At 48.4% G+C, this 17,341-nt stretch carries 15 protein-coding genes; 12 read left to right on the top strand and 3 right to left on the bottom strand.

Going from position 1 to position 17,341, the window contains the following annotated elements; all coding sequences use genetic code 11:
• The first annotated feature begins 2 nt into the window (after positions 1-2).
• Genes EZJ49_RS05755 through atpC form a run of 6 tightly spaced genes read left to right on the top strand, consistent with a single transcriptional unit; the run spans position 3 to position 5,318 of the window.
• The gene (locus tag EZJ49_RS05755; protein WP_262555152.1) at positions 3-551 is read left to right on the top strand and encodes an ATP synthase F0 subunit B; all 549 of its coding nucleotides are present in this window, start codon (positions 3-5) and stop codon (positions 549-551) included.
• A 4-nt stretch (positions 552-555) separates the two neighbouring features.
• The gene (gene atpH, locus EZJ49_RS05760) at positions 556-1,104 is read left to right on the top strand and encodes an ATP synthase F1 subunit delta (RefSeq protein WP_262555154.1); all 549 of its coding nucleotides are present in this window, start codon (positions 556-558) and stop codon (positions 1,102-1,104) included.
• A 2-nt stretch (positions 1,105-1,106) separates the two neighbouring features.
• The gene (atpA, locus tag EZJ49_RS05765) at positions 1,107-2,630 is read left to right on the top strand and encodes a F0F1 ATP synthase subunit alpha (RefSeq protein ID WP_262555156.1); all 1,524 of its coding nucleotides are present in this window, start codon (positions 1,107-1,109) and stop codon (positions 2,628-2,630) included.
• A 12-nt stretch (positions 2,631-2,642) separates the two neighbouring features.
• Positions 2,643-3,458, top strand: a complete 816-nt coding sequence (atpG, locus tag EZJ49_RS05770; protein WP_262555158.1) for an ATP synthase F1 subunit gamma — start codon at positions 2,643-2,645, stop codon at positions 3,456-3,458.
• A gap of 11 nt (positions 3,459-3,469) precedes the next feature.
• Positions 3,470-4,876, top strand: a complete 1,407-nt coding sequence (gene atpD, locus EZJ49_RS05775; protein WP_262555160.1) for a F0F1 ATP synthase subunit beta — start codon at positions 3,470-3,472, stop codon at positions 4,874-4,876.
• Between the two features lie 25 nt (positions 4,877-4,901).
• On the top strand, positions 4,902-5,318 hold the full coding sequence (atpC, locus tag EZJ49_RS05780) for an ATP synthase F1 subunit epsilon (RefSeq protein WP_262555162.1): 417 nt from the start codon (positions 4,902-4,904) through the stop codon (positions 5,316-5,318).
• 63 nt (positions 5,319-5,381) lie between these two features.
• On the opposite strand, the gene EZJ49_RS05785 is transcribed toward atpC, so the two are convergent.
• Positions 5,382-6,920: a glycoside hydrolase family 3 protein gene (locus tag EZJ49_RS05785; RefSeq protein WP_262555164.1), complete on the bottom strand. Its 1,539-nt coding sequence runs from the start codon at positions 6,918-6,920 to the stop codon at positions 5,382-5,384.
• 180 nt (positions 6,921-7,100) lie between these two features.
• On the opposite strand from EZJ49_RS05785, the gene EZJ49_RS05790 reads away from it, so the two are divergent.
• Entirely contained in the window at positions 7,101-8,051 is a 951-nt protein-coding gene (locus EZJ49_RS05790; RefSeq protein ID WP_262555166.1) for a hypothetical protein, read from the top strand.
• Here the strand turns inward: EZJ49_RS05790 and EZJ49_RS05795 are convergent.
• Together EZJ49_RS05795 and mfd are read right to left on the bottom strand one after the other, a co-directional pair.
• Positions 8,048-9,292, bottom strand: coding sequence for an RCC1 domain-containing protein (locus tag EZJ49_RS05795; protein WP_262555169.1), 1,245 nt, complete (start codon positions 9,290-9,292; stop codon positions 8,048-8,050). The genes EZJ49_RS05790 and EZJ49_RS05795 overlap by 4 nt on opposite strands.
• 72 nt (positions 9,293-9,364) lie before the next feature.
• Complete coding sequence (gene mfd, locus EZJ49_RS05800; RefSeq protein WP_262555171.1) at positions 9,365-12,886, bottom strand: transcription-repair coupling factor; 3,522 nt, start codon at positions 12,884-12,886, stop codon at positions 9,365-9,367.
• Positions 12,887-13,006: 120 nt separating this feature from the next.
• Here mfd and EZJ49_RS05805 point away from each other — a divergent pair, with 120 nt between their 5' ends.
• From EZJ49_RS05805 to nuoL, 5 genes are read left to right on the top strand one after another with little or no spacing between them, the layout of a single operon-like run.
• Entirely contained in the window at positions 13,007-13,378 is a 372-nt protein-coding gene (locus EZJ49_RS05805; protein WP_262555174.1) for an NADH-quinone oxidoreductase subunit A, read from the top strand.
• Positions 13,379-13,381: 3 nt separating this feature from the next.
• A complete protein-coding gene (locus tag EZJ49_RS05810) occupies positions 13,382-14,539 on the top strand; it encodes a complex I subunit 1/NuoH family protein (RefSeq protein WP_262555175.1) in 1,158 nt (385 codons plus the stop codon).
• Between the two features lie 9 nt (positions 14,540-14,548).
• Positions 14,549-15,085, top strand: coding sequence for an NADH-quinone oxidoreductase subunit J (locus tag EZJ49_RS05815; RefSeq protein WP_262555177.1), 537 nt, complete (start codon positions 14,549-14,551; stop codon positions 15,083-15,085).
• Positions 15,075-15,398, top strand: coding sequence for an NADH-quinone oxidoreductase subunit NuoK (gene nuoK, locus EZJ49_RS05820; RefSeq protein WP_262555178.1), 324 nt, complete (start codon positions 15,075-15,077; stop codon positions 15,396-15,398). The genes EZJ49_RS05815 and nuoK overlap by 11 nt, the downstream gene beginning before the upstream one ends.
• A gap of 28 nt (positions 15,399-15,426) precedes the next feature.
• Positions 15,427-17,340, top strand: coding sequence for an NADH-quinone oxidoreductase subunit L (gene nuoL / locus EZJ49_RS05825; RefSeq protein ID WP_410468759.1), 1,914 nt, complete (start codon positions 15,427-15,429; stop codon positions 17,338-17,340).
• Position 17,341 lies beyond the last annotated feature (1 nt).

A 17,341-nucleotide genomic window follows, 5' to 3' on the forward strand; every position in this document is an offset into this window, starting at 1 on the left:
TTATGAAATTGATCTTGAATCTGATGGTATTGTTGGCTCCTGTGGCTGTTTTGGCAGCGGGCGGGCATCATGGTGAAGGCATTCCTACTGCTGTTATGTACCAGGCGATCAACGTTGTGATCCTTGTAGCGGGCCTTATCTACTTCACAAAAGACGGTATTGTTTCTTTCTTCGCAGGCAGAAAAACGGCATATCTTGAGGCGGCTCAAAAATCCGCGTTTGCGCGTGAGCAGGCTGAAAAAGAATTCGTGGATATTAAATCCAAGCTGGCAAATCTGGATCAGACTCGTGAAGAAAATCTTCGCAAGGCCCAGACTCATGCAGACGATCTGAAAAAACAGATTCTGGACGAGGCTGCTGATGTTTCCAAGCGCATCCAGAATGATGCTGAACTGACTGTTAAGCTGGAAGTTCAGCGCGCTCAGAAAGAACTTCGTTCTCAGCTTCTTAAGGATTCCGTTGAAGCGGCTCGTATCGTTTTGACGAAAGATCTGGGTTCTGCGGATCAACAAAAATTGCAAAAAGATTTCATCAACAACGTTGGAGTGTAAGCCGATGAGAGTCAGCGAGATTTCCAAAAGATACGCAAAGGCCCTTTTGGCTGTAGCAAAACAAAAAGGCATCCACTCCCAGGTATTTGCAGAGTTGCAAACGCTTGTGCAGTCTTTCGCGGCGGATGCTTCTGTAAAAAACTATTTCGAAAATCCGATGGTCAGTTCTGATCAAAAGATTGCCGCTGTTAAGGCTGCTTTATCAGGCAAAGGTGTGTCTGAAGAAGTGGTGAACACGCTGGTTCTTTTGGCTGAAAAAAACCGCATGGACATCCTGAGCCAGATGGCAGTCGCCTTCCGCGATCTTCTGGATATTGAAGAGGGTGTGACCCGCGGTGTGGTTCGTTCTGCTCAGCCATTGACTGCTGAGGCTCAAAAAGAGATCGAACAAAAAATTAACAAAGTTTTAAATAAGAAAATCGTTCTGACGTACGAACAAGATTCCAAACTTCTTGGGGGCGTTGTTGCCTCTGTAGGCGGCTGGACTTTCGATGACAGCATCGACACACATCTTAAAAAATTGAATGAAGAATTAAACAGGAGAGCCAACTAAAAATGGAAACACAAATCCGTGCCGACGAAATCAGTCGCGTTCTCAAAGAGCAAATCAATCAATACAACAAAAAGATTGAAGTAAGTGAAACAGGTAGCGTTCTTTCCGTAGGGGACGGGGTTGCTCGTATCTATGGTCTTGAAAATGTAATGACTGGTGAACTTATCGAGTTCCCAGGTGAAGTTTTCGGGATGGCTTTGAACCTTGAAGAAGGTCACGTTGGTGCCGTTCTTTTCGGTGAAGACCGTCTTATCAAAGAAGGCGACGTTGTTAAGAGAACTAAAAAGATCGTTTCCGTTCCAGTTGGTGAAGCACTTTTGGGCCGTGTTGTTGACGGTTTGGGTAACGCGATCGACGGTCGTGGTCCTATCAACACTCCTCACAGCCGTATCGTTGAAACAAAAGCTCCTGGTATCGTTTACCGTCACCCGGTTGAAGAGCCTCTTCAAACTGGTATCAAGGCGATCGACGCCCTTGTGCCAATCGGACGTGGTCAGCGTGAGTTGATCATCGGTGACCGTCAAACTGGTAAAACAACCATCGCAGTTGATACGATCATCAACCAAAAAGGTCTTGGTGTTCAGTGCTTCTACGTGGCTATCGGTCAAAAACAATCCACAGTTGCATTGGTTGTTGAAAAACTTCGTGCAGCAGGTGCTCTTGAGTACACCACTATCATCGCGGCAAATGCGTCTGACCCGGCTCCGCTTCAATACCTTGCTGCGTACACTGGTACAGCTATGGCGGAATACTTCCGTGATACTGGCAGACACGCTTTGATCGTTTACGATGATTTGACGAAACAAGCCCAGGCTTACCGTCAGTTGTCCTTGCTTCTTCGTCGTCCTCCGGGCCGTGAAGCTTACCCAGGTGACGTATTCTATCTACACAGCCGTTTGCTAGAGCGTGCATCCAAATTGTCTGCTGATAAAGGCGGCGGCTCTTTGACTGCTTTGCCAATCATCGAGACTCAAGCGGGTGACATCTCTGCTTACATCCCGACAAACGTTATCTCCATCACTGATGGACAAATCTTCCTTGAATCAGACTTGTTCTATAAAGGTATCCGTCCAGCGATCTCTGTTGGTAAGTCCGTATCCCGCGTGGGTGGTGCCGCTCAGATCAAGGCGATGAAACAGGTTGCCGGTTCCATGAAACTTGAGCTTGCTCAGTTCCGTGCGATGGAAGCCTTCGCAGCGTTTGCTTCTGACCTGGATAAAGCGACTCAACAACAGTTGGCTCGTGGCCGTCGTTTGGTCGAAGTGTTGAAACAGCCTCAGTATCAACCGGTAAAAGTTGAAGAGCAGATCGTTATGATCTTCGCGGCTTCCAACGCCTTCATTGATAACTACCCTGAGTCTGATGCTAAGAGATACGAAGCTGAGATGATCGAATTCTTGAAAAACAAGCATGGCGACATCCTGAAAACTATCTCTGAGAAGAAAGCTATCGGCGACGACACTAAAAAAGCGTTGTTGGCGGCTCTTGAAGAGTTCAAAGCTATCTTCCAACCTTCTAACAAGTAATTTGGTGCTTAAATGGCAAGCTTGAAGGATATCCGGGCTCGAATTGAGTCCACTAAAAACACCCAGCAGATCACGAAAGCGATGAAGCTCGTGTCTGCTGCGAAGTTGAGAAAGGCGCAGAATAACATCGTTAATATGCGTCCTTATGCTCTGACTTTGCGTAAGGTGATTGCGGATATCGCTGTGACAAATAAAGTGTCGCATCCGTTGATGGAGAAGAAAGAACAAGTAAAGAACGTTTTGCTTGTTGTTATCAGCTCTGATCGCGGCCTTTGCGGCGCTTTCAACAGCAATATCAACAAATTCACTGAGAACTACTACAAAGAGAACAAGGATAAAGTTGAGAAAATCGACTTCCTGTTCATTGGCCGTCGCGCTCATGACTACTTCGCAAGAAGAGACATCAAGCCTGTTGATTACATCACCAAGCTTGATAAGGACATTTCCTATGAGCTGGCTTCCAAGGTTTCAAATCGTATTTTGAACGACTACCTTGAAGGTAATTACGACGAAGTTCGTATCGTTCACAACGAATTCAAATCTGCGATTTCCCAGGTTGTTGTATGTGAAACCAACATGATTTTCGAACCGGCTCCAGAGAAGATCATCAAAGAGCTTCTTGAAAAGCACTTCGAACTTCAGGTTTACAGATGTATGTCCGAATCCGTTGCGGGTGAACATGGTGCTCGTATGAGTGCGATGGAAAACGCGACGAACAACGCGAAAGAGATGATCAACAAGCTCACTCTGACATACAACAAATTGAGACAAGAAAAAATTACTACAGAATTGACTGAAATCGTATCGGGCGCAGAAGCGCTTAAATAGGGAGCTGAATAATGGCATTCGGTAAAGTAAAACAGGTGATGGGTCCCGTAGTGGACGTGGAATTTGAAGGCGGCGAACTTCCTGCCATCAACTCCGCTCTTCGTGTAACTAATAAATTCGTATCTGACTCTGAGTTCAACCTTGTACTAGAAGTTGCCCAGCACTTGGGTGACGGTGTGGTAAGAACTATTGCGATGGACCAAACTGAAGGTTTGGTTCGTGGTGAAAAAGTTAAATCTTTGGGCACTCAGATCACAGCTCCAGTGGGCCGTGAATCTTTGGGCCGTATCATCAACGTGGTTGGTGAGCCTATCGACGAACAAGGCCCAGTGAACGCAAAAGAACACTGGGGTATCCACAGAACAGCTCCTAAATTTGAAGACCAGGCGACTGCGGCTGCGATGTTGATGACTGGTATCAAGGTCGTTGACTTGCTGGCTCCATACGCAAAGGGTGGTAAGATCGGTTTGTTCGGTGGTGCGGGCGTTGGTAAAACAGTTCTGATCCAGGAACTTATCCGTAACATCGCGACTGAGCACGGTGGTTTCTCTGTATTCGCCGGCGTGGGTGAGCGTACTCGTGAAGGTAATGACTTGTGGCAGGAAATGAAGCAGTCTGGCGTTTTGGCCAAGACTTCTTTGGTGTTCGGTCAGATGAATGAACCTCCTGGAGCTCGTGCACGTGTGGCTTTGACAGGTTTGACTGTTGCGGAATACTTCCGTGACGTTGAAAACCAGGACGTTCTTTTCTTCGTGGATAACATCTTCCGCTTTACTCAAGCGGGTGCTGAAGTTTCCGCGTTGTTGGGTCGTATCCCTTCTGCCGTTGGTTACCAACCAACTTTGGCAACTGAGATGGGTGCTTTGCAAGAGCGTATTACTTCCACTAAAAAAGGTTCCATCACTTCCGTTCAAGCGGTTTACGTACCAGCGGATGACTACACGGATCCAGCTCCGGCAACCACGTTCACTCACTTGGATGCTACGACAAACTTGGATCGTGATATCGCAGCTATGGCGATCTTCCCGGCGGTTCACCCATTGACTTCTACTTCACGTCTTTTGGATCCAACTGTTATTGGTGAAGAACACTACAAGTGCGCTCGTGACGTTCAGGCGTTGTTGCAGCGTTACCGTGAACTTCAGGACATCATCGCCATCCTTGGTATGGACGAGTTGTCTGAATCCGATAAACTGGTTGTTTCCCGTTCCCGTAAGATCCAGCGCTTCTTGTCTCAGCCGTTCTTCGTTGCTGAGCAGTTCACTGGCTTGCAAGGTAAATACGTTGATATCAAAGACACTGTTAAGGGCTTCCGTGAAATCCTTGATGGTAAGCATGATGCTCTTCCAGAGCAGGCGTTCTACCTTGTTGGTACTATTGAAGACGCTATCGAGAAAGCTAAGAAGCTGCAGGCCTAGTGCCTGCCCTTCCTAAGGGGTGAATATGAAACTAACAATCGTGACTCCGGAAAAGCGCATCCTTGTCGGCCAGGAGGTCGAAGAGGTGACTGTTCCAGCATTCAAGGGGGAATTGAATATTCTTCCTGGTCACGCTCCTTTGATCACGACTTTGGAAACAGGTGTGATGAAATGGAAACTCAAAGGAAAAGAAAAGCAGGACATGGCTGTTATCAGCTGGGGTTACTGCCAGGTTTCTCCTGAGGGCGTGAATATTCTTGCGAACATTGCTGATCTTCCAGAAGAAATTGATCTTCAGGCAACGAAAGAGTTCCTGGCTCTTTCCGAGAAAAAGATCATGAACGAACTGATCACAGACGAAGACTGGGCAGAGTTCCAGCGCGACTGGGCTCATGCCAGAGCAAAAATCGAAGCAGCAGAGCAGCTGCCAGCGAAAAAGTAAGAATCAAAAACGGAGGCCACAAGCCTCCGTTTCTTTTTGGCGAATCCGCCGGAACTTTAAAAGTTAATCTTTCAGGGCAAAGGTTCCCTGCGAACTTTGCAGGATTTCCTCGCGGAACTTTGCGATCTTTTTTCCGGCATCCTTGTGATTGAAATAGAGCTGAATTACCTGTCGATAGCCTCTGCTGCGCGGGAACAGGCGAGGTGCACCCAGATTGACCACGATAATTTTACTTTTACTGTCAGGGGTCAGCCCACGAATCTGCCGGGCGGTGCGGGGGCCTGTGACCCCGACAAACAAAGCCATGCAGTGGTGCTTTTTAATCCATGAAATGATATCCGCGGAACTGGTGTGATTCCGTAAATGCAGATTCGGCATCGCAACACCTTCAGAGAAAGAATTTAGAAAATCCATGGAAGGGGACGCCGCACAGACTTTTTCTGTCGAAGCCGGCTTTCGTTGCTGGATCTTTGCAGGAGGCAAATGACGTGGGATCAAACTGGTTTTTAAATTTTGGGAGAGGACTTCGTCCTCAACACTGGCATAGTCGGCTGAGGTCAGGTGGTTGCCGCTAAGAAGTGAAGGCACCTTCGGGTCCTTGCGATAGACGTTCGCAAACGCTTTCACACGAAGAATGCGGCGAAGTTTGCTGTCAACCTCACGGGCGGAAAGATCTTCGTCTTGCAGGGCTTTTAAAACGTAATCAAACGCTTTTCCCTGATCGGCAAAGGACCAGGTCAGCATGACAATATCAGATCCGGATTTCAAAGCCTTCAGCGCGGCTGCCTCGGGACGCAGAACCTGTTTTGATCCCTGCATCTGCAAGTCGTCAGTCATAACCAGGCCCTGATACTTTAAGTCGTCACGCAAAAGATCCGCGGCAATTCTACGGGAAAAACTGGCCGGCTCTCGGGTCGAATCCAGTTCCGGATAAATCAGATGCGACATCATGACCGCGATATTCTGCCCCAGCTTGCTATAGCCGATGAAAGGCACCAGATCGCGTTTTTTGAAAGTTTCCAAAGAGGTCTTATTTTCCACCACGGTCACGTGAGGGTCCTGATTTAAACTGCCGGTGCCGGGGAAATGTTTGGCTGTGGGGATTACGCGTGCCTTTAAAAGACCTTTCGAATAAGCGACCCCAATGTCACGCACCAGTTCTGGATCAGAACCAAAAGAGCGCACCCCAATAAAGCTGGTCGAATAGGGATCAACCACATCCAGAACCGGCGCCAGATTCATATTAAAACCCACCTCACGCAGAAAGAGCCCTGTTTGATGACCCATTTCCTCGGCCAGAAGAGGCGACTGTGTTTGTCCGATGGCCAGTGCATTGGGAGGCGCGGGAGTGATGGGAAGTCTTGAAACTGCGCCGCCTTCCTGATCAATGGCAATAAAAGGCGGAAGCTTTGAATACCGGTAGCTGGCTTTATAAAGCTGCAAATTCAAATCACGAATCTGAGTGGCTGAGGTGATGTTGCGCTTAAACAGAAGGAAAGATCCCGGCTTGTATTTTTTCATAAAGGATTCAAGCTCGGGAGTGATTTCAGTATAGGGGAAGCCCACGATGAAAAGTTGTCCGACTTTTTCTTCCGGGGTCATTTGCGCGATTCTTTGGTCGATAATGCGGGAGATTTTATCTGGACCAGCTAGCACAAGGTGGGGAAAAACAAGAATCAGAAGACTAATGCTCAAATTCCCAAAGATTTCCCTGATATACTTACTCATATATTCAGACTATCACTGTGCCTGAACGAAGGTAGGCGAGATTTGAGAGACAGCATGAAATTGCACCAAAGTCTTAAATCCAAAGTATGTATTCTGCTAACAGCTTTTGTTGGCTTTTCCGCCATGGCGCAGGACTTTGAAGAAGAGTTGGATGTCACCGAACCTCAAGAGGCCATTGTCGAAGAGGTCCCAGCCGCGGATGATTCCTTGGATTTTGCAACAGAAGATGCGCCCGCGGAAGAGTCAGTGGAAAACGAAGAGGCCACGGCCGAAGCGGTTCCTGTCGAAGAAGAGGAGGTTCCTGCCATTGTGGAAGCTCCTTCTGAAGAATCTGTTCCGACAGAAAATCTGGTTGAAGTTCCCCCGCAGGACCTTCCTTTGGTGGAAGTTCAAATCCGACAGGACAATCTTGCGCCCTACAAAGAGCGTCGTGAAACTCACGGGGTTTATTTTGGATTGGACTATGAGGCGGTTAACTTTAAAAATTTCATTTCCACTTTGGACGGCATGTCTTACAAGGATGTCTTTGGCGAAGATACGGTGAATCTGGTTCAGGCGGGTTTTGATTATAAATTCAATTTCTTCCTGGGTTCGTTATCGGCAGGTTTGTTTTATGGAATGGGCCGGGTGGATGCGGATAATTCACGCAGTCTGGAGATCAGCAAGTACGGCGCGGCTTTTCGTTTTACGGCAGACATGATTATGAACGAACCCTATGTGGCGCCTTATGTTGGGTTGAATGTCTGGCAGATGGGTGTTTCAGAAAAAAGTGCGACAGATTCATTCTCTGCGACGACTCAACTGGGCTATAACTATACGGTGGGATTCTTGATTCAGCTTGATTGGATTGATTACGATACCGCCAAAGAAAGCACCTTTAACTGGGGACTGGAAAACACTTTCCTGGATGTCTATGCCACCCAGTATGCCAAAACCGAAGCGCCGGATGATCCAAACACAGAGACTGATTTTACTTATGGTGCAGGCTTAAGATTTGAATTCTAAGGCGACAGACGGGAGCTTGTTGTTCCGTCGCCCAGCTGACCTGCATAGTTGGCACCCCAGCAGCTATAATGTTCTTGTGCATTCAGTGCACAACTGTGGCCGCTGCCATTATCGCCGCCTTCACCCAAAGCAATCGATATTTGAACTCCCGAAAGATTGGCAACTTTAAGAGGAGTATATGTCGGAGATGTCGTTCCATCCCCCACCATGCCGGTTGAATTAGATCCCCAGCAATACAAGTCACCATTTGAGGTGATGGCACAGGCGGTGCCGTTACCGTTGCTGTCGTTGCCGTAACCGATATTGATGTCTTTGATATCACTAAGGCCGACGACTTCAATGGGTACCAGGGAATGTGTCACCGCATTGTCACCATTTCCCAATGTCCCGGAGTGGTTCGATCCCCAGCATTGGACCTGACCACTTTCAAGGAGTGCGCAACTGATGCCGTCATTCATCCACGCCGAGGAGCCTGCAACAATCCTTTTAATATTTGTCAGGCCACTGACTGCCACCGGAGAGTTAGAGCTTATACCAGTGCCATCACCCAGTTGTCCTGTTTGATTTCCTCCCCAGCAGACGGCGCTTTTGGATTTTAAAAGAGCACAGGTGTGACCTCGGCTGGAAGACACCTGAATCACATTGCTTAAGCCGGAAAAGGAAACAGGAGTGAGGCTGTATTGAGTGCCATCGCCGATATTGGCCGGGTGAGAGCCCCAGCATTGAAGGGTCATATCCATAAGAACGGCGCAAGCGTATCCGTAGTTGCCCCATTTTTCCCCGGCGGCGGAAATAGAAAGTACATTGGCTTCAAGGCCCAAGACCTGTGTGGGGACATGAGATTCATTTGTCGTACCGTCCCCTAACTGTCCTGTGTTGTTATGACCCCAGCAGCGTGCGGAGTTGGTGGTGGTAATACCGCAACTAAAATTATCACTGACCGAGATGCTTTTATATAAAACGCCCGGATCAATAACTTGAACGGGTGACGTCGTGGACAGGGTTGTGCCGTCACCCAATTGTCCGTAAGAATTATCACCCCAACACCAAACTGTGTGATCGTTTTTAATCAAGCAAGTATGAGAGGCTCCGGCGGAAATTCGGGTCGATAGAGAGCCTTCGGGTTTCTGTTCGTTATTGCCAGAGAGTGTGCTGCTTGAAGAGCTCAGGAGTGTGGCATCAAGACTGCATCCGGATAGGATCAGCGCAAAAAGAACGTACCAGATCTGATAAATATTCATGAGATACTTATCGGCGCTCAGGATTCAGGTCTAAAGGATGTCCTGAAATGAGACGCCAAATCTTTAAAGCAATTATATCAGTCTTAGAAGTGCATCAAGTTCGTCGTGCACTGCGGACCACGTGATGGTGGCCAGCTTGATGTTCAAGCGGTTGTCCGGAGTCAAAGAGTATTTCTTGCTTTCACGCACGGCCAATGGAATGACTTTTTCAGGACTGAGTTTGGTTTTTTCTGTGAAGATCAAGGACACGGATTTTAATCCCGCACTGATATCACGAACTCCCAACTCTTTACACTGACGACGAATCAGCATCAGTCCCATCAGGTTCACGGTCTGATCCGGAATTGGTCCGAACTGATCGCGCAGCTCTTCTTCGATGCGATCCAGGTCCTCGTTCGAGGAAATATCTGCCAAGGCTTTATAGTAGCCCAGACGAATACGGATGTCCTTGATATAAGAATCCGGAATCAGAGCCGGGATCTTCAGATTGATTTCCGGGTCCAAGTCCATGTCTTCAACAGATTCACCCTTGGCTTCTGCTAAAGCTTCATTCAGAAGATCCATGTAAAGCTCGTAGCCGACAGAGTTAATATGACCGGATTGTTCCTCGCCCAGAATGTTTCCGGAACCACGCAGTTCCAGATCGTATTGCGCGATTTTAATGCCACTGCCCAGGGCAGTGTTTTCCTGAATGATCTTCAGGCGCTCTTGCTGTTCTTTATCCAGCTTGCGATCCCTTGGCATCATCAAATAACAATACGCACGCGTCTTGCTGCGACCCACGCGTCCGCGTAGCTGGTAAAGCTGTGACAGACCAAACAGGTGGGCCGTATCAATAAACATCGTATTTGCACGAGGCACGTCCATGCCGGATTCGACAATCGCAGTGCAGACTAAAACGTCAATTTCGTGATGGAAGAAGGCCAGCATTGCTTTTTCAAGCTCGTGTTCTTCCATCTGTCCGTGAGCCACACGGATACGGGCTTCAGGAACAATCTGACGAATTTCATCCACTAATCCATAAATGGATTCAATGCGGTTATGGATGAAGTAAACCTGCCCGCCGCGAGAGATTTCCGCAGTGATGGCTTTGCGAATGGTTTCAGGATCAAACTTCGTCACAAAAGTACGCGTCGGCAGACGATCTACGGGCGCGGTGTTGATCAAACTTAAATCGCGAATACCCACAAGAGCCATATTTAAGGTTCTTGGAATTGGTGTCGCGGACAAGGTCAGAGTATCCACGCTGGTTTTGATCTTTTTGATTTTCTCTTTGTGAGTGACGCCGAATTTTTGTTCTTCGTCTATGATCAAAAGACCCAGGTCCCTATAACCAACCGCAGAGCCCAGCAACTTGTGCGTACCCACGATCAAATCGACCTTGCCGTCTTTAAGATCCTGCAAGGTCTTCTTGGCTTCGGCTGGAGGTACAAAACGATTCAGCACACGGATATCCACCGGCCAGCCTTCAAAACGTTTTTTAAAGGTTTCAAAGTGCTGGAAGGTCAAAACAGTCGTCGGGGCCAGAACCGCGACCTGCTTGCGGGCCTGGATGGCAAAGAAGGCCGCACGCATGGCGACCTCCGTTTTACCAAAGCCCACATCGCCGCAAACCAGGCGATCCATGGGTTTGGTGGATTTTAAATCACGGCGAATGTCGTTGATGGCACGCAGCTGGTCGTCAGTTTCTTCATAAGGAAAGCCATTGTCGAACAGGGCCACTTCGTTTTCGTTCAAGGTAAACGGAGGCCGGTGCATTTCTGCACGTTTGGCATAAAGCTGCAAAAGATCGGAAGCAATATCGCGAACGTGCGCTTTAACTTTGGCTTTGGTTTTTTCCCAGGCAGTGCCGCCCAATTTATCCAGGACACTGGTAGCACCAGCGCCCGAAAACTTTTGCAACTGGCCCACACGATAGACAGGCAGGTAGAGCTTGTCTTTATCTTTGTAGCCGACCTGAATGTATTCAGATTCGACGCCGCCGATGTTCATGATTTTCAGGCCTTCGTACTGACCGATACCGTGTTTGACGTGAACAACCAGGTCGCCCGGCTTTAAATCACCAAAGGACAACCGTTTGGCTTGCTTCTGGAAATCCTCGGCACCCGAGCTTTCGCGTGAGCGTTGTTTTTTTCCGTAGAAGTCCTCGTCGCGCAGGAAGATCAGGCGTTCTTCTTCAAGGCGCAGGCTTTCCGCCAGATAGCGGGGCACGATGTGTATTAACGAAGGATTCTGATCTTGTTCTTGCAGCCACGAATCCCAGCGGTATTCATCGCTGTTGGCGCGCACCGCTTTGAGTTCCAGCTTTTCAAACACCAAAGACAGACGGTCGATATGGGATTGGTTTTTGGTGCTGACAAAAATGCGATAGCCTTCGTCGCGCCAACGATGAAGTTTGTTGGTGGCAGCCTGCAACCACGGCTCAGACCCCACGGCATTGGCAAGTCCCAGATTTGTAAAATCCTGAGTCAGGGCCGTGCGATATTCGACACGGGAATCTTCAGAATTTTCCTCTTCAAAATATTCCAGTGAAGAAAAATAAACCTGTCGTGACTCCAGGGGATAATTCAGATTTTCAAAAGTCGTATAAAGATCATCCAGTGCCGGGCGAATGACGTGGGCTTCGCTGGTGGTATAGTCGGCCTTGATTTCTGCCCAGCTTTCATCGGCACAGCGGGAAATTTCAACCGGGTCCAGGAACCATAAATTTAAAGCGCCCGGGAAATGGTCCACGGGTGTTGCCAGCTCGCCATAAAAATAAGGAAGTAAAAACTCAATTCCCGGAAAAGCGTTTTGCAAAACCAAAGAGCGCAGGGTTTCTTCAGCCTCGGCTTTATCGACTTTGCGGCCTTCAATGGAGGCGCGCACCCGCTGCAACAGGCGTTCGTGGGTTTCATCGCGGAAAAGAACCTCGCGCGCCGGAGTCAGAACAAAAGAAGATATTTCATCAGCGCTTCGTTGATCCGAGATCGCAAAATAACGAAGGCTTTCCACCTGATCACCGAACAGGTCCATGCGAATGGGCTGAGATTCGGTCGGTGGATAAATATCCACGATACCCCCACGCACAGCGAACTGACCTTTATCTTCTACCATCGGAGCTGCGACATATCCCAAAGAGCCGAAATAGTCCGATAGATTTTCAGGAAGCTCGTCACCGGCCCGAACTGTGCGGGAAAGATCTTTCAGAATCTTCACCGGCAAAGTCTTCTGCATCAGTGCGTCAGAAGAGGATATGAATATTTCTCCAGCTTTAGCCGATTGAGCTTTCGCCAGAAAACGAATGCGGTCCGCGACCACCTGAGTGTTCGGGTAGAGGCCTGAATATGGGGAAACATCGAAAGCAGGCAGAATATGGCTTTGACGACTCGGGTCAAAAAACTCCAAAAGCTGCTGCAAAGTCACGGCTTCGCGATGACTACCAACCACAACAAGATGCGGCAAGCTGTTGATTTTTTTAGAATATGTTTGTGACAAAAAGTAAGCAAGCGCAAGCGGTGACGCTGCCCCGGTCACTTGAATCTTACCGCGAGTTGTTTCGAAGGCTCTTTCCAGGATGGATTCAAGCCTTGTGTGAGTGATTTCCGCTTTCATTTGGTGGGCTCATCTTGCCACGCTTATCGCCTTGTTTCCATTCATATTTCTTGGTTTTCACTGACGACACATATATAACTAATTGAAATCCAAATAATAACGACAACTTTGGAGGGACTAGTGCCACTCGGTGGAGTCATATTCATCGTCATATTCATTGCTCTATTTGGAGCATTCTTAGTTTGGCTTGCTGCCAACATTACCGGAACGAAACCGGTTTATAACCCCGTGAAGTACGAGCCCTACGAGTGCGGTATTCCTGGGATCGAAAAGAAAGAAACAAAGATTTCTGTTAAGTACTATCTGACAGCGATCCTTTTCATTCTTTTCGATATCGAGATTATCTTCATGTACCCTTGGGCGATTTCCTTCCGTGAATTCATCTCGACTGGTGGTGGCGCATTCGTCTTCATCTCGATGATGGTATTCATCGCGATCTTCATCTTCGGGCTCTTCTGGGAAGTTAAATCAAAAGCTTTGGAGTGGGACTAATCAATGGGAATGGGTAAAGATATTTTTGAAATCACCGTGAACGGTCTTAAGCTGGTCGTCATCTTCCTGATGATGGTTCAGATGGTGCCGATTCTGGTTTGGCTTGAGCGCCGTGGATCTGCCTTCATTCAGGATCGTCTGGGTCCGAACCGCGTAGGCCCTTTGGGTTTGATGCAGCTTCTGGCGGATGCCGTGAAGTTCCTGACCAAGGAAAACTTTGTTCCCGATACAGCAAAACCCTTCCTGTACTATGCAGCGCCGGTGTTTGCTTTGATTCCGGGGGCGGTGGCTTTCTCTGCAATTCCAATGTCCTCGCCAATTCAGGTTGGAACTTTTGAAATGTTCGGCTCCACTTGGGGTCCTTACACGTTCCTGGTTCAGGGTTATGAAATCGGCGTGGGTATCGTGTTCATCCTGGGTGTGAGCTCTTTGGCAGCTTACACGTTGCTGATGGCGGGTTGGGGTTCTGGTAATAAGTACACTTTGATGGGTGCGCTTCGTGCTTCCGCGCAAACGATCTCTTACGAACTGGCTTTGGGTCTTTCCATCGTTGGCGTGATCATGCTTTACGGAACATTCAACCTGACGGAAATGACACTGGCTCAACAGGGTCCGTTGTCCTTCACGTTCCTGGGTAACAATGTGACGGCAAGCTGGCTTCCGAACTGGGGTATTTTCTATCAACCTCTGGCAGCCATCTTGTTCTTCTCTGCGGCGTTTGCTGAATCCAATCGTTTACCATTCGACTTGGCAGAGGGTGAATCCGAGCTGGTAGGTGGTTTCCACACTGAGTACGGCGGTTTCAAGTTCAACATGTTCTTCATCGGGGAATACGGTCACATGATGATCGCTTCCGGCCTGATGGTGTTGTTCTTCTTCGGTGGTTACACAATCCCTTATGTTTCTGTTGCTGAACTGAATGAATGGGCGGCAAGCGTGACTTCAACGGCGGGCAAGGCAAGTGCTTTGGTGGCGTTGATTCACTTCCTGGCGTTTAACGTGAAGTTTGCATTCTTTATGTGGGTCTTCATCTGGGTTCGTTGGACTCTGCCTCGTTTCCGTTACGATCAGTTGATGGATCTGGGCTGGAAGACGATGCTTCCTTGGGCTTTGGCAAACACCATTATCACAGCCTTTGTGATCTACATCGCATCTTTGTAAGGAGTTAAAATGACAGCAGATGCATTTCTTTTCTGGTTTTTAGCGTTTGTCACTCTGGCCTCTGGCCTTAGTGTCATTTTGATGTCCAATCCGATTTACTCCGCTCTTTGTCTGGCAATGACCATGGTGGGAATTTCCGCCTTGTTCGTGACCCTGAATGCCTTCTTTATCGCGGGTGTTCAGTTGATCGTTTACGCCGGTGCGGTCATGGTTCTGTTCACGATGGTGATCATGCTCTTTGACTTGAAAAAAGACGTTCAGGCCTTCACTAAAGGCAAATTCACAGGGGCTGTTAAAATTGCCTCTGTGGGCTTGTTGGCAGGTCTGGTTGTGGGTGCGATCGCCATGTCTGTCAGCTTGATGGGTGAAAAGACCACGGACAATCCGGTGATGGTCGGCACAGGAATGGAAACAACCAAAGCTTTGGGGAATATCCTGTTCTCTAAATACATCTTCGGTTTTGAGGCTTTGGGTGTACTTCTTTTGGTAATCGCAGTTGGTGCAGTGGCATTGGCACGCAGTAAAGGTGGAACACATGAACACTGAGTTCATTACTAATATCGGCCTGACACACTATTTGGTTCTGGCAGCTTTGTTGTTCGTTATCGGCATGGCAGGGGTGCTTGTTCGCCGTAACGTGATCGTTCTTTTGATGTCCATCGAATTGATGCTGAACTCTGTGAATCTGACGTTCGTGGCATTCAGCAAATATCTGGGCATCCTGGATGGTCATATCATGGTCTTCTTCGTTATGACGATTGCGGCTGCGGAAGCAGCGGTGGGTCTGGCGCTGGCAGTGTCCATCTTTAAACGATTCAACGAAGTGAACATTCGCTTCTTTGAGCACTTGAAAGGATAGGGGATAAGCTGTGAATCATTCTCTATTAATGGCAATCCTGATTCTGGCTCCTTTTGTTGGTTTCCTGATCAACGGTGCTAGATATAAAAAACACTCCGGCAATGTTGCCGGTTCCATCGCAACGGTGGCGGTGGCGATCTCCTTTATTTCCGCAATCCTTTTGGTTGTTGATCTGATCTCTATGCCAGCAGAAGGCCGCCGTATTGCGGTGAGCTTCTTTGAGTGGATGGCGATTGATAAGTTTAAAGTCAACGCAGGCTTTGTGGTCGATCAGATCAGCGCCATCATGATCCTGGTGATCACGGGTGTTGGTACTTTGATCCATTTATTCTCTATCGGTTACATGCACCACGATAAGGGTGTGGCGAAATACTTTGCCTACCTGAATCTGTTCATCTTCAACATGTTGCTGCTTGTTTTGGGCGACAGCTTGCTGGTGATGTTCGTGGGTTGGGAAGGTGTGGGTCTTTGCTCTTACTTGCTGATCGGTTTCTGGTTCACGGACAAGGAAAAAGCGGCAGCCGGTATGAAAGCCTTCATCACCAATCGTATCGGGGATGCGGCGTTCCTGCTGGGGATGTTTGTTTTGTTCATCACTTTCGGAACTTTGAATTTCTCTGAACTCAACGCCTTGGCTCCGACAGTGGCTGAATCCACCTGGTTGGGGGCTTTGACTTTGGGAACGCTGTTCCTGTTCATTGGGGCGACGGGTAAGTCCGCTCAGATCCCATTGTACGTTTGGCTTCCAGATGCGATGGCCGGCCCAACACCAGTGTCCGCGTTGATCCACGCGGCGACGATGGTGACAGCTGGTGTTTACATGATCGTTCGTCTGAATCCTCTCTTTATCATGGCTCCGAATACGATGATGGTTATTGCGATCATCGGTGCGGCGACAGCGGTGTTTGCGGCAACTATCGGTATTACTCAGAACGACATCAAGAAAGTTCTGGCTTATTCCACAGTGTCTCAGTTGGGTTATATGTTCCTGGCTGTGGGTGTGGGTGCTTTCGGGGCAGCAATGTTCCACTTGATGACTCACGCATTCTTTAAAGCCCTGATGTTCCTGGGTTCGGGTTCTGTGATTCACGGAATGCACGAAGAACAGGACATCCGCAAAATGGGTGGCTTGAAAAAATACATGCCGATCACTCATATCACTTTCGTGATGGGTTGGCTGGCAATCATCGGAACTCCATTGTTCTCTGGTTTCTTCTCCAAGGATGAAATCCTGGCTTATGCATTCCATTCTCCAATGGGTTCTCCGATCCTTTGGGCGGCGGGTGTTGTGGGTGCCACTTTGACGGCGTTCTACATGACTCGTTTGATGGCTTTGACGTTCTGGGGTAAGAGCCGTGTTTCCCCCGATGTTCACCCGCATGAATCTTCTGCGATCATGACGATTCCTTTGATCATTCTGGCAATTCTTTCTGTATTTGCCGGTTGGATTGGGGTTCCGCATGTTATCGGTGAGCACTTGGGTCACATGCCGAACTTCTGGGAGCACTGGTTGCACCCAATGATTTCTCCGATTCCGGGCTGGACAGCGATTGATCACACGACTGAATGGGTTCTGATGGGCTGTTCAGTGGGTCTTGCAACGGTGTCTGCGATAGTGGCTTATCAGTTCTATGTGAAGTCTCCGGAAACTCCGAAGAAAATCGCAGAAAGCATCAAGCCTGTTTACAACCTTGTGAACAACAAATACTTCGTGGATGAGGCGTACTTCGGCGGAATCATTAATCCTTTGATAAACCTCAGTAAGAACACCTGGTATTATATCGATGTGAACTTCATTGATAAAATGACCTTCTGGGCCGGGGATCTTGTGCGTGGCATGGGTTCTTTCGTTCGCTCTGTTCAAACTGGAAACATGCAGCAGTACGCGATGTATATCGGCATCGGCGTGGTTGTGGCCCTTTCATTTGTGATCATGAGGTAAT

Origin of the sequence: Bdellovibrio bacteriovorus (assembly GCF_025558485.1) — a bacterium.
Taxonomy (GTDB): Bacteria; Bdellovibrionota; Bdellovibrionia; order Bdellovibrionales; family Bdellovibrionaceae; genus Bdellovibrio; species Bdellovibrio bacteriovorus_G.